This window comes from Psychrobacter sp. NPDC078501, from assembly GCF_044900935.1.
Classification (GTDB): Bacteria; Pseudomonadota; Gammaproteobacteria; order Pseudomonadales; family Moraxellaceae; genus Psychrobacter.
The window spans coordinates 389,103-403,080 of sequence record NZ_JBJDOS010000001.1 but is presented as its reverse complement, the minus strand read 5'-3'; the positions used below and the strand labels follow the sequence as shown (position 1 = coordinate 403,080).

General features: G+C 42.9%; 10 protein-coding genes and 2 tRNA genes. 2 read left to right on the top strand and 10 right to left on the bottom strand.

Features of this window, described 5'->3' with window-relative positions; translation table 11 throughout:
* Nucleotides 1-549 precede the first annotated feature (549 nt).
* Complete coding sequence (locus ACI2IW_RS01595; protein WP_404692418.1) at nucleotides 550-1,038, top strand: hypothetical protein; 489 nt, start codon at nucleotides 550-552, stop codon at nucleotides 1,036-1,038.
* A gap of 44 nt (nucleotides 1,039-1,082) precedes the next feature.
* Here the strand turns inward: ACI2IW_RS01595 and ACI2IW_RS01590 are convergent, their stop codons facing one another.
* Entirely contained in the window at nucleotides 1,083-1,421 is a 339-nt protein-coding gene (locus tag ACI2IW_RS01590; protein ID WP_270894488.1) for a hypothetical protein, read from the bottom strand.
* A gap of 495 nt (nucleotides 1,422-1,916) precedes the next feature.
* On the opposite strand from ACI2IW_RS01590, the gene ACI2IW_RS01585 reads away from it, so the two are divergent.
* Nucleotides 1,917-3,545 (top strand): long-chain-fatty-acid--CoA ligase, encoded by a 1,629-nt coding sequence (locus ACI2IW_RS01585; protein ID WP_404692417.1) that lies wholly within the window; start codon nucleotides 1,917-1,919, stop codon nucleotides 3,543-3,545.
* Nucleotides 3,546-3,829: 284 nt separating this feature from the next.
* Here ACI2IW_RS01585 and ACI2IW_RS01580 read toward each other — a convergent pair.
* From ACI2IW_RS01580 to ACI2IW_RS01540, 9 genes are all read right to left on the bottom strand, one after another.
* Nucleotides 3,830-3,916 (bottom strand) — tRNA-Leu (locus ACI2IW_RS01580).
* Nucleotides 3,917-4,040: 124 nt separating this feature from the next.
* A tRNA-Cys gene (locus tag ACI2IW_RS01575) sits at nucleotides 4,041-4,114 on the bottom strand.
* A gap of 181 nt (nucleotides 4,115-4,295) precedes the next feature.
* Nucleotides 4,296-4,430: a putative transporter small subunit gene (locus tag ACI2IW_RS01570; protein WP_219621825.1), complete on the bottom strand. Its 135-nt coding sequence runs from the start codon at nucleotides 4,428-4,430 to the stop codon at nucleotides 4,296-4,298.
* A gap of 84 nt (nucleotides 4,431-4,514) precedes the next feature.
* A complete protein-coding gene (locus ACI2IW_RS01565; protein ID WP_320157868.1) occupies nucleotides 4,515-6,164 on the bottom strand; it encodes a sodium:solute symporter family protein in 1,650 nt (549 codons plus the stop codon).
* A gap of 785 nt (nucleotides 6,165-6,949) precedes the next feature.
* On the bottom strand, nucleotides 6,950-7,978 hold the full coding sequence (gene fdhD / locus ACI2IW_RS01560) for a formate dehydrogenase accessory sulfurtransferase FdhD (RefSeq protein WP_404692416.1): 1,029 nt from the start codon (nucleotides 7,976-7,978) through the stop codon (nucleotides 6,950-6,952).
* A gap of 148 nt (nucleotides 7,979-8,126) precedes the next feature.
* Complete coding sequence (locus tag ACI2IW_RS01555) at nucleotides 8,127-10,448, bottom strand: FdhF/YdeP family oxidoreductase (protein WP_335731697.1); 2,322 nt, start codon at nucleotides 10,446-10,448, stop codon at nucleotides 8,127-8,129.
* Between the two features lie 216 nt (nucleotides 10,449-10,664).
* Complete coding sequence (locus ACI2IW_RS01550; RefSeq protein WP_057759272.1) at nucleotides 10,665-11,459, bottom strand: ABC transporter ATP-binding protein; 795 nt, start codon at nucleotides 11,457-11,459, stop codon at nucleotides 10,665-10,667.
* A gap of 64 nt (nucleotides 11,460-11,523) precedes the next feature.
* Nucleotides 11,524-12,423: an ABC transporter permease gene (locus ACI2IW_RS01545; protein WP_101204314.1), complete on the bottom strand. Its 900-nt coding sequence runs from the start codon at nucleotides 12,421-12,423 to the stop codon at nucleotides 11,524-11,526.
* A gap of 441 nt (nucleotides 12,424-12,864) precedes the next feature.
* The gene (locus ACI2IW_RS01540; protein WP_296207968.1) at nucleotides 12,865-13,905 is read right to left on the bottom strand and encodes an ABC transporter substrate-binding protein; all 1,041 of its coding nucleotides are present in this window, start codon (nucleotides 13,903-13,905) and stop codon (nucleotides 12,865-12,867) included.
* Nucleotides 13,906-13,978 lie beyond the last annotated feature (73 nt).

The window sequence follows — 13,978 nt, the reverse complement described above, 5'->3', positions numbered from 1 at the left end:
ACCTCACATCTAAAGCGCAGCTCGCCGATTTATTGAATTACCGCCAACGGCTCAAATCTCCACAGTTGGTGGGAATCTTATTGCACACAGCGCATGAATCAATAACTGGAAACACGACTATCCTGAATTATTTGAGTCCATAAAAAAGGGAGGTTTTCGGACATCGTGAAGGAATTCTTGGACTCCATAAAAAGGGAGGAATAAATCCAAGTTTGGATTCATCTAAATCAATCCCAGTCACCAATGGGGACTAGGATTAGCACCGTCCAAAGTTGGGCGTTAATAACTTCACACCCTCGACATGATGACGAACCCCAAAAAAAAGCCATAAAATGAGAACCTGTTAAAACCTGTTATTCAGAAAGCCGTTGACTTAATAAAACTTAAGGTTAGGACGGTCCGATTACGGTCCGTATAGATAACCGCAAAATTGGGGGCATGTTGACCAATGGTGACTTTCTTGAGTCCATAAAGAGAACATGAAATAAGTAAGCTACAATAGGACAAAGCAAATTTGCTTAATGATTTAGATAACCTTGAGAGATAAACATGCCAGCAATAGCCACAGCATCAAACCTAAGTCATCACTTTAAACTAAGAATATCGCACTATCGAGAGCTACTGACACAGCAAAAGGCTGAGAGCATGCAGGTAGGCTATGAGCACCGCGGCAAGTCATACAGTTATAGTATTAAGCTATCAAGAACAGCATGCAACTATGGCGGTCATCGTCATTGGTGGTTATGCCCTAATTGCAGTAAACGGGTATCAGTGCTTTATTGTGCAGGTGCTTATGTATGCAGGCATTGCATAGGTGGCAAGTATGGTTCACAGCTTGAACAACCTATCGATAACTTATTTAGGCGTTTAGATCGGATTAGAACACGCCTAGGCTGGCAAGACGGCGTTATTCATGGCATTGGTGAGCGACCTAAAGGAATGCACCGCAGCACTTATAATAAGCTAGTGAATGAGCACGACAAGCTGACCTCTCAATTATGGCAGTCAACACTCGATAAACTAGGTTGCACCAGTTGAGGTTAAGAGATACAGCTACCTAATGCAGCGATTTTCAAAATCATTCAGTTAGGCCATAAGTCACCGGCTAAACCACAATGACTTCTAAGTGAATCGTTTAGTATTTTGACTTGTTCGGTCTTTACCTCTAAAGCCTCTCCCACATTATCTATGTGTTCTTGGCATGAGCTGCTATACCAGTCATCAGGTGAGCAATGATAATTTACATCTAAAGTCTCATATTCATAAGGCTCAGTCTCACGTTCATAGTAGCTTATAGCTTCCTCTATATAAGCACGACAATTGATAGGCAAGTTAGAATCTGAGCCATATTCAGGTTTACTATTTGAATCACTGCATGCAGCCAAAAAGATTACAGTAAGTAAGATAAAAAGCTTATTCATAATAATTGCACCGATAATCAAATATTTGTTGATAGTATCATGACAAACAATTACAAAATAACATCCAGTCAATATAATAGGTGTTGGGCAAAATTAAAATAAAAATCGATTGTTGGTATTATGGTTGGTATCGTCTTATTTTAAAAAACATATATCTATGCAAATCAATAGCTTATATCTATAGTTTAGTTTCCGCCATCTCCACCAAACATTAAAAATCCGATCACTTAGGTGGTCGGATTTTTTTGTCCAAATTTTATGGTTAATTAAAAAAATGATACTGACAAACTTTTGATGAGAAAGTAAAAACTATTTATATAGAGTAATCATTAAGTTTTTGAAGTTAAGTCACAATTTTTTGTTGTCTATAGAGAACATAATATTAGCTTGTCTTAAAGAATAATTCTAATTATTCTTAGTTGAGGCCTATTCTTCGCATCAGGCGATGCAGTAGCAAGAATAAGCGGACTTTCAAATAACTACAGGGAATGTATTATGTTAGGAAAAATGATGTATCAGCCATTGCTGATCAGTGGTCTAATCGAACACGCTGCCCGTTATCATGGTGATACGGCGGTTTTGTCCAAAGAAGTCGACGGACAGATGACTCATACCAATTGGCGTACTGTCTCAGATAACTCAAAACGATTGGCCAATGCGTTGGCTACACTGGGACTTAAATCATCAGAACGCATAGCAACTTTGGCTTGGAACAATCGTCGTCATTTAGAAGCTTGGTATGCGATTTCAGGCAGTGGCATGGTTTGCCATACTATCAATCCACGTTTGTTCCCCGAGCAGCTGAGCTACATTATCAATGACGCTGATGATCGTGTGCTATTTTTTGATACTACTTTCCTACCGCTAATTATGGCAATCAAAGAGCATATCAAAGGTGTTGAATACTTCATTTGTCTAAGTGATCGAGATGATAGTATCGTAGAAAAACTGCCTAATGTACTGTTCTTTGATGAGCTATTAGCAGAAAACTCTACTGACTTTGACTGGCCTCAATTCGATGAAGCAACAGCCAGCTCTTTATGCTACACCTCAGGAACTACCGGTAATCCTAAAGGTATTTTATATACTCATCGCTCTTCTGTGCTGCATGCGATGGCATTGTGCATGCCTGATGTCTCCGCGCTCTCTGCACAAGACGTTTTGTTACCCGTAGTACCGATGTTCCATGTCAATGCGTGGGGCACACCTTATGCAGCTGCCCTGACTGGTTGCTCTCTCATACTTCCTGGTCCAAATCTCGATGGTGACAGCCTAGTATCTCTCATTGATGATTGTCATGTTACGGTTGCTCTAGGGGTTCCAACAATCTGGCAAAGCCTATTAACCGCTGCCAAAGCCAGAGGTAGTAAGCTTGATAGCATGACGCGTACTATCGTCGGAGGAGCCGCATGCCCACCATCAGTAATCAAAACGTTCAGAGAAGACTTTAACTGCGATGCGGTGCATGGTTGGGGCATGACAGAAACCAGCCCACTTGGAACGATGAATCAGATAAAAGCCAAGCATAAATCGCTGAGTAAAGATGAGATTAATGAGTTGCGTAACTCTCAAGGTCGTCCGCCCTACGGCGTTCAGCTACGTCTCATAGATACTGACGAGCCGCTACAGCGAGTCGAAGAAGATGGTATGTCTCAAGGTCGTTTACAGATCAAAGGGCATTGGATCATCAATGATTATTACACAGAAAATCCTGACGCGATAACTGAAGATGGTTGGTTCGACACAGGCGATATTGCAACCATTGATGCCGATGGCTATATGAATATTCGGGATCGCTCAAAAGATTTGATCAAGTCTGGTGGAGAATGGATATCGTCAGTAGAGCTGGAAAACATCGCAGTCGCCCATCCGCAGATAAGAATGGCGGCCGCTATTGCTGCAAAGCATAAAAAATGGAGCGAACGTCCAGTACTAATTGTAGTGAAGGAGCCAGATTCAGAAATCGATGAGCCACAAGTGCTGAGCTTTTACGAAGGTAAAATCGCCAGCTGGCAAATACCCGACAAAGTCATATTTGTAGATAATATCGTCCTAAATGGCGCTGGGAAAATGGTCAAAAAGGATTTGCGTGATGACTATGGCAACGTGTTATTAGGTAGCTGATTTGGCTGTTAAGAGCATAAATTGACAATGCTACTTGCAAAACCAAGTGTGTAATCTAGATAGGTTTCTTTAAGAATAGTGGTATAGGTGAGTAGGGCGTTTGAGATGCTCGTCATCTATATCACTTATCATGATTATTATTTCAAACGAGCACTGAGAGATTAATGTACATCAGATGCACAGATTGAGATAGATAGAGCAGGACAGTATAGAACACCAGATACAACAAAGCCCCTGATATCAGGGGCTTTAGCTGTTCTATAAGATAGTATAGGACTATGTAATGGTACCCGGAGCCGGACTTGAACCGGCACGCTATTGCTAGCGAGGGATTTTAAATCCCTTGTGTCTACCAATTTCACCACCCGGGCAAAACTTGTTTTATCTAAGATGTAAACTAGCTGATAGACCATCTAGTTACTAGATAAGTGGTCGCTATTATAATCGGTTGTGATAATAATGCAAGCCAAAATTAACGTAAAGTTAATAAATAATTGGAGGCTGGAGTCGGAATCGAACCGGCGTTAACGGAGTTGCAGTCCGCTGCATGACCACTCTGCCATCCAGCCAATCAAGGTCGCCTATATTAGCAAAAATATAGTAAATTACAAGTCCTTTTTTCATTAAAAACAGCTTATTTATTATCTTATCTATATTTAGCCCCAATTTAGAAGCGTTTATACTGTTAATAGGCTTTTTCAAACTATTAGTAAACCAGTGTTTGATGATGATGGTTTAAAATATAGTGCGCTAAACTATATCTTTATTGTTACGTTTGGCACTTTTCACATCACGATAAGTGGCCGTGCAAATTAATACGAGTACGCCAAGAGTAATGGCAGGCCAAATTAAGATATATAAGCCGTAGATAAAAACGTTGTCCATGATATCTCCTTATAATATTGCTAAGTAAGTAGCGATTAGCCAGATACTCCTGACTAATCATTACTCGGATAAAGCGACTTTAATTTAAGATTTAAGTGACGATGGGATTTCCGACTTTTTATCGTAATTGCCCACGCGCTGCTTAATTAAGTCGAAGTCGAAGTGTTCATCTCCCATCAAGCTGATAATCACACAGACGACGGTACTAGCGCCGTAAGCCGTTAGAGAGGCTAGCAGGACCATATATTGACGTAAGAAGCCAGTAGCGAAAATAAGCATCAGCACTAGCGTAATGGCTGCGGCTACCATGCCAATCTTACGACCTAAGAACCCAAAGACCATTAGCCCAATAACAACTGCTGCACCGACACTGGCCAGTATTTCAAAGAATAGGGCGGTGACACCAGTGATTGGAAGTAATTCGAAACGGGCAACGCAAAATAAGAGTAGTCCGACGATAACTGCTGAGGTAAAGGCAGTATTGGTGACGCGATTCCAAAATACACTGGCGATAACAGGGAAGACAATAGCCCCCCATAGTGCACCAACAAATACTAGCATGACGAGAATATCAAGCTTAAAGCTCGCAAAAATTAGTCCAGCTGCTGTCGCAACAATCATCGTGCCGCGACCAATTAGCATCATTGTTTTAGGTTTAACATGGCCTTTTTTGGCGATATTTTTACCGTAGACATCAGCCATCATAATGGTTGATAGCGCTGATAAATCTGAGTCAGCGGTCGAGGACAACGACCCAATCACTAAGATAAAGAATAAGGCGATAAAGACAGGATGCAGATAAGTACTGACCATTTGAGGAATGAGGTTATTCATATTGCCATCGAGTGGCTCCACGCCAATCGTCACAGCCATTAGTCCAATCATTCCAAGACCAATAACGATACCAGCATAGCCGACTGTAGCAGTGATAAACGTCGCTTTAATCTTAGTTTTATCAATCGCAAATAATCGCTGAGTGATGGTTTGATTACCGATAGCATATGCTAATACAGCGACGAAGTAAGGCGCACCTTGTTGAAAGAATGCCTCAGAGGAGAAAAAGTTCTGCTGCTCTAACGTCAGGTTCGACAGCCCGCTGACCATAACCTCAGGGCCACCCATGCCAAATAACACGGCGGGAATAATGACAATGCCAATGGCCATTAGAGCGACCAACTGGGCGAAATCCGTAAAGACAGATGCTCGAAACCCTGATGTCAATGTATAACTCAGGACACCGATACCTGCGATCATTACCCCTGTTTGGAACGATAATGGCGAAAGAACAGATACCAAGGCTCCAGCAGCAGTAAAGTTGACCATCAAGCTAATTAAACTGCCCATAATATTGGATATGGCTAAGATTAATTGGCTTGATGAACCGTGGCGGGCATGAATCAGTTCACCTAGTGTATGGCCATCTGGTGCCAATTCACGAAAGCGCATACCAAAAGGGTAGATGAATAAAATCATCAATGCACCCCAAAAGCCATAATGTATCGGCCCTGATACGCCGTACTTATAGCCAGAGGTGGCCGCAGCGTAAAATGAGGCTGCCCAAATCCAAGTGGCGGTCATGCTGGCTGCACCCATACCAAAGCCAACACCGTGACCTGCGACCATAAATCCAGAAGTGGTCTCTTTATCTTTTTTGATTAATAAGGACAGTAAATAGGTGCCGCCATAAAATGCTAATAATAATAAAATAATCGTTAATGATGAAAATTGGAACAATGACTCAGTTTTCAAACTCAGACCTCGCAATTGTTAGTTGATGAATAAAGTTCAGTAAAAATGAAAGATACCAAACCATTAGGAATACAGCATAGCCTACACAGTCCTCATACCGAACGTATGTGGCTAATATAAATAGCGAAAATACCAACTGCAGTGGTAAGCAAATGCTAAGTGTTACGCCCAAATCTTAATGAGACAGATAGTGTCAAATCAAAAAGACAGGGACTACTTTCAATAGGCGTCAGTTAATGGGTAAACCATCACGCTATTAATAGGCATACACAAAGGTAGCTACATGCTAAAGAAAACTCATGTGATGAGTGTCTATAGCGGAATTACGAATAAGCACTAAGCCATGATAAAATGACCCGAACTCGATTTAGACAGCCTTATCAGCTGTAATAAACAATAGCTGAGAAGTCTCTACTCATCTATTGCGATTGATGTGTTACTAAGCGGCATTAATAAATAAAACTACATATTTGTTAAGTGCCTGTAACATATTTGCGGGATAAGAGTAACCTATTATGTCATTAACCTCAAACATTATCCGATATTTACCAAACAATGACCGAAGATGATATATAAGTATTTATTTAAAGAGATTTAATAATATTTTTAATAAAGCATTGAAAGATAAGGTTTTATTATTAGTAGCATCGAGTGATATATCATTATGAGCAAAATTTTACCTATGAATGGTTAGCTGAAGCTTTCATTAGAAAAATAGATAATGAGCGATAGATGATGGTTGCTCTCAATGAACAAGTAGAAGTGAATTTTTATATATTATCTTGTTTGGTATAGTAAGTGACTCGGTTATCACGTAAAAATCCAGCCAATCCAAGGCCATAACGCTCAGCCACGCGCACTGCTGTACTGGTAGGCGCTGACATGCCAACTAGCCACGGGATTTGACTTCGAATAGACTTTTGAACCAGTTCAATAGACAGACGCGAAGTCATAAGCACACAGCTAACGTCTGCTTTTTGGCGTAATTGCCAACCGATGAGTTTATCAAGTGCATTATGGCGGCCTACATCCTCGAATAAATATAGCTGCTGATTATGTATCGTCGCTGCGGCATGTACCGCACCTGTCAGTTGATGCGTATGTTGCGCGGCATCCACTTGTTGACGCAGTGCCAATAGGGAGTCAAGACTTGGTGCGCTCGTTTGAATGCCATTTATACCTGTCTGTCGGTTATGTTCATGGTGTAAATGGTCTTGTGAGTAAGTACTTAAATCAGGCAAAGCTTGCGTTAGTCCAGTAATACCGCACATACCGCAGCCTGTACGCCCTGCGAGCTGCCGCTTTTGTGCCTGTATACGTTGATGGCAGCGTTGGCTCAATACCAACTCCACGACATAGATATCGTAATCTTGAAATCGTTCTAAGCTTTGCTCAATTGATACTGAGTCAAGATATTCGTCACTCGAATCTTGAACGAACTTCTGGTAGCTAGCGATATCTGCAAGGTGAGTCACTTCCCAGTCGAGTAACTCGTGACTGTATTGAATTAATCCTTCGCTAAATAAGAACCCAACAGCCAAATACTCTAACTGATGAGGACTAGCCATCAGCACAGCATAATGAATCCCATTAATAATGATAGAGACAGCAGCTTCTACTGCTAAGCTGGTGGTCTGAGATTCGATTTGAAGGTGAGAGTCATTATTAGGGCCACTAATAACTGACGGATAATGATACTTTTGTGCCAAATGGCTACGAGCAAGTGGTGTCTCTGACAACCTCTCATCGTTAGACAGCTCAGGTGTAACTATCTTAGTGCTAGTTGATTTATCTATCATAGCGGGGTCTATAAGAGCCTCACTTTGCTCAGCGTTGTTTTCAATGGTTATCACGGTTTATCATGGCCTAAAATTATGAGTGTGCTTATGGTCATTTGAAGCGAGAGCCAATGAAAATGTCATTCTCATTAGCTCTCCGCAGGATGATTTACGCAGGCGTAGCTATCGATGTATTTGCCTCTACGCGCTCTAACACGACGGTCGTCGATTTGTACGCTGGGATATGAGAATCTGGCGCATGTGTATCTAAATCAAATAAATCATTGCACTCAGGGTAATAAGCAGCAACAGCGTTAGAGGCAATATCCATCTCGCTCAATACCAATGGGCCCAATACGCGTGGTTGCTCTAGGCTGTCTTTGGCACGCTGGCGAGTGACCATAACACGGTCACCTTTTTGCCAACCTGAACGACTTATTTCATCTGGATGCATGAATAGCACGTCACGGCGATCCGTTTGACGATAGCGGTCTTTAAACCCGAAAATCATAGTGTTGAATTGATCGTGGCTGCGGACACTGGTCAATTGCCAAACCTTTTGCGCTGTATCTGCAATATCATCGATATCATTTGCAGCTGCCATTTGTGCTGCGACAAAAGTAATCGGATATTGTGGCACTTCAAACTGGGCTTTGCCGCTTTCGGTATTCCATACACGATGACGCGCCGCATGATACAAATGAAAGCCACGCTCAGAGGTGCGAATACGTTGATTAAAGTCTTCAAATCCATTAATCGCTTGAGCGATATAGTCCCGAATAATATTGAAGTCTTCACTCATCGCTAGCCAAGGAATAGACGTGTCGGCGCCGAGTACATGAGTCGCGATATCCGCTACGATTTGCGCTTCAGATTTTAGAGTGTCGCTAACAGGTTTTAGTTTGCCTTGAGTGGGTACGATCTGACACATAGAGTCTTCGATAGTGGCAAACTGCTCACCCTTTGTTGTGACAATACGTTCGGTACGGCCTAAGCAAGGTAGGATTAAATTGTTGGCACCGGGGTATAGCATAGTTTCATTGAGCTTAGTACCGACAAATATATTAAGCTGAGTAGTGGTTAAGGCTTGCTCAATAGCGCTGGTATCAGGTGCCGCCACTGCGTAGTTACCACCCATGCCCATAAAGACTTTTAGTTTACCTGCGATAAGGGCTTTGGCACCTGTGACGACATCGTAGCCATGCTCTTGCGGCATAGGGTGCTCAAATACACGCTCTAAACTGTCTAATAAGCTTTTGCTAGGGCGTTCATGGATACCCATGGTACGATCACCCTGTACGTTGGAGTGTCCACGTACTGGAGAGGCACCTGCGCCATCAATACCAATCATGCCCATTAATAATAATAGGTTGGTAATCATCGCGACATTGTCATCACCTTGCACATGCTGAGTAATGCCCATGCCCCAAGTACAAATCGTTGCTGGACTATCGGCCACGAGTTCAGCGAGATTGATAATATCTGTCTGAGAAATACCGCAACCAAGTGTGATGTCTGACCATGATTGCTCTGTTAGCCACTGTTTGAGAGGTTCAAAGCCTGAAGTATGAGTGGTAATAAAATCATGATTGATTTTATCGTTTTCAATTAACCACTTGGCGATGCCCGTCAATAGCGCTGCATCACCGCCGATTTGAATTTGAATAACATCATCGACCATGTCAGCGCTTTGACCAGCTGCCATGTGTGTTGGTTTTTGCGGATTTCTAAACTTACTCAGGCCTTGTTCACGCATGGGGTTGATTGAGATGATTCGACAGCCTTGCTCATGCGCATGAGCGAGCATCTCTAGCATACGTGGATGGTTAGTCGCTGGGTTTTGCCCAAACATCAATATCAGCTTGGCCTGCTCAAAATCTTCTAGCATCACTGTCGCTTTACCAATACCTAGCTGTCTGCTTAGCATTACTGAGGTTGGCTCGTGACACATATTTGAGCAATCAGGCAAGTTATTGGTACCAAAGCAGCGTACGAACAATTGAAATAAGAAGGCAGGCTCATTGGTGACACGGCCTGAGGTGTAAAATAATGCTTCATGGGGTGAATCAAGCTGCCCCAATTGTTCAGCAATTATGCTATAAGCGGCTTCCCAAGGAATAGGAACATAGCGATCTTGCGCCGCATCGTAATACATCGGCTCTGATAAGCGGCCGCTATGCTCAAGCTCGTAACCAGTCCAGCCCTGTAGCTCAGTGACGGTATGCCTTGCAAAAAACTCGGCATCTGCTTTATGGGTCATGGTCTCACTGGCAATGACTTTAATACCGTTCTCACAAACATCGATAGCTTTGTGTGACTTATGATCAGGCCATGCACAGCCTGGGCAGTCAAATCCGCCTTGCGGCTGATTGCTTTTGAATACACTTATACCGCCGCGCAAAAATGTCTTATAGTCCATTAGCTTTTGGGTAGATGAGATCAGCGCAGGCCAACCAGCAGCAGGGTGGGAGTAGATAGGAATTTTGCGCATGACAGACCTCATATAGTAAGTGACAACAGCGAAGCTTTGATAGACGACAACTATATAATGGTCAGTGGAAAGTTCATATGATCATTAACTATAGATAACAAAAAACCTCCAAGAAAAATCAATTCTCTTGAAGGTCTTTGAAGTTGTCGGAAGTGGTTATATTCGACAGGTACAGATTTATAAGTCGTAAGTTATTGGTAGTATTAGCTCAAAAACTTAGCTTAAAATCAGGCTGTCATCTTCAACTTTTTCGCCACGTGTTTGCTCGAACATATCGAGTAGATCATGTACGGTCATGCCTTTGCGAATGTCACCAGCCACATCCAACACGACTTGACCTTGATGTAGCATAACGGTGCGTGTGCCATGTGCCAATGCTTGTTGCATTGAATGGGTGACCATCATCGTAGTCAGCTTATTGTCCGTGACAATCTTATCAGTCAATTCTAAGACAAACGCCGCAGTCTTAGGATCGAGAGCTGCAGTATGCTCATCAAGCAACAAGATTTTAGAGGGCTGCAATGATGCCATTAGCAGACTTACCGCTTGACGTTGACCACCAGAGAGCAAGCCCATACGATCGGTTAGACGATTTTCTAAACCTAATTTTAAAACGGATAGTTTTTCTCGAAACAAATCGCGGTTGTTCTGGTTCAGTGCAAATTTCAGACCGCGATTACCACCACGTTTGTAGGCCAAAGCCATATTTTCTTCAATCGTTAGCGCTTCACAAGTCCCCGCCATCGGATCCTGAAAAACACGAGCAACCCAATGCGCGCGTTGATGGGCAGATTTTTTGGTCACATCAATACCATTTAGCAAGATTGAGCCACTATCGACGCGCGTCGTACCGCTTACTGCGTTCAAAAAAGTAGATTTACCTGCACCATTGGTACCAATGACAGTGACAAATTCACCATCAGCAATATTTAAGCTGATACCACGTAGGGCAGGGTTTTCGATAGGCGTGCCTGGGTTAAAGGTCAACCGTAAATCGGTGGCTTGCATCATAATCGTTATTCCTTATTATCTCTTCAAGCGTCGCAAGTGTTATAAATACCTGCTTTGACTTTCATTAGGCGCGAACCTTGCGTGATAAAAACTTGGTTTTCGCTTTTGGCAATACCAAGGCTAGTACCACGAGCAGTGCGGTAATCAAGTTCAAATCCTGTGGACCAAAGCCGATGCTACGTAGCGTATCGCTTGATAGTGCGACCTGAATAAACAGTTTGTACAATACCGCGCCGACAACAACGGCAAAGGTGATCAGCCAAATACGCTTGGCAGGAATGATCGTCTCACCGATGATGACTGCTGCTAGACCGATAACGATCGTACCGATACCAATTGAGATATCTGCGCCGCCCTGAGTCTGCACAAACAGCGCACCTGCTAGGGCAATCAAACCGTTGGAAATCGCCATACCGATGATGGTCATCCACGAGGTGTTGATACCTTGCGCCTGTGCCATTCTTAGGTTGGAGCCAGTAGCGCGCATCGACAGACCTGTCTCAGTGCTATAGAACCAGTTCAAAAATAACATAGCAGCTGCGACAACGACACCGATAATCAAGCAACGCATCCAATAACCATTACCATCAGTCACCAAGGTGCTAAACACTGTGGTTTCACCAAGGAGGGGTAGGTTTGGCGCGCCCATGATACGTAGGTTGACAGAATATAAGGCAACCATGACCAAGATACTGGCAAGCAGCTGCAAAATGCCAAGTTTGACATGCAACCACGCAGTGACGATACCAGCGACTGAACCTGCTAACATCCCAAAAGCACAGGCCAACCATGGGTTGATACCAGCGATGATAGAAATACCAGCGACTGCGCCCCCTAACGGAAAACTACCGTCAGCGGTCAAATCAGGGAAGTCGAGCGTACGAAATGAGATAAGCACACCGAGTGCTACTAGGCCATAAATCAGACCACTTTCAAGCGCACCGAAAAAAGCAATTAAAGACATAAGAGATCAGTAAGTCATAACCAAGTGTCTAGCGTATGGTACCAAGATAATTAAATGGCAATTGCCAAAATCATCTACCTGCTAAACAGCTAAGCGGTGAATTTAACAGATTAAGCAATCTGCGGTTAGGGTAAACCAAAACATATCACGATTAACAGCGATCATAAGCTACCTTGGTTTGAAGCGATGGTTCAAGGCACTGCAATGTAATCAATAGACCTATCCTCTACTCAACAAGTATCAGATAAATTACCAAACAAATACAGCACTATTAAACACGCTTCCAAAAAAGACTCTGTTTAGACAAGAAGCCCAGCCTAATGACTCATAGCTGGGTTTCTTATTTAATCATTAGCTGTATATTTAAGGTATACAACACAGTATCAAGTAGTGTCGCTTTCCTATTTATACCTGCTATTGTGAGCCAAATACAAAGGTGCGTTATTCTACCACTTCTTTAGCTTTATCGATAACCGCTTGTGGCAACGTGATGCCTTCTTCTTTAGCGTGTTTTGGACTGACGTATAGATCAAGCGCTTGTGGAGTGTAAACAGGGATAGCACCTGCTTTTTCACCATTCAAGATACGTACGACAATTTTACCAGTTTCACGGCCAAGCTCATAGTAGTTCACGCCTAGAGCAGCAACGGCACCGCGCTCAACTGAGCTGGTGTCTGAGGCAATTAAAGGAATCTTACTTTGTTTAGCGATTTGATAAAGTGACTCGTATGCTGATACTACGTTGTTGTCAGTTGAAGTGTAGATCATATCGACCTTACCTTCGAGACTACGGGCTGCCATTGCGATGTCGTTACTACGCTGTGCAGGTGCTTCAAGTACATTGATACCGAGCGGCGTTAGCTTCTCTTTTAGATTTTTTAAGATAATCGTTGAGTTGACTTCACCTGGGCTATAGACGTAACCGACGTTCTTTAATGATGGAATGATTTGACGCATCAAATCAATCTGTGGCTCATATGGTAGGGCATCTGATGCGCCTGTGACGTTGGTGCCAGAGCCATCTAGCTTAGGTACCAGTTTTGCGGCTACTGGGTCAGTAACTGCTGAGAATACCAATGGAATGCTGCTAGTAGAAGCGGCAACAGACTGCGCAGACGGTGTTGCGATAGCGACGATAACGTCTGGTGCATCAGCGACAAATTGCTTGGCAATCTGACCAGCAGTAGCAGTGTTTCCTTGCGCGCTTTGGAAGTTAACCGTTAGGTTTTCACCGTCTTTAAATCCTGCTTCGTTTAGCTCGTCGATGACACCTTTACGTACATCATCAAGTGCTGGATGTTCGACAATAGCGGTAATAGCAACGGTCTTCATAGCCGTCGCTGCATCACCACCAGCGGCAGCATCAGTGGAGCCATCATCTTGCGCTGATTGGTTACAACCAGTCAAGATAGCCGTACATACACCGCCTAATAATAAAGCCTTACCGAAATTAAAACGACCAAAACGATTTTGAGACAACATGGGCCTTACTCCTAAAATAATAGTGTGTCCATACACTATATAAATAATTGACGAGCTAATAGATAGCTTACTA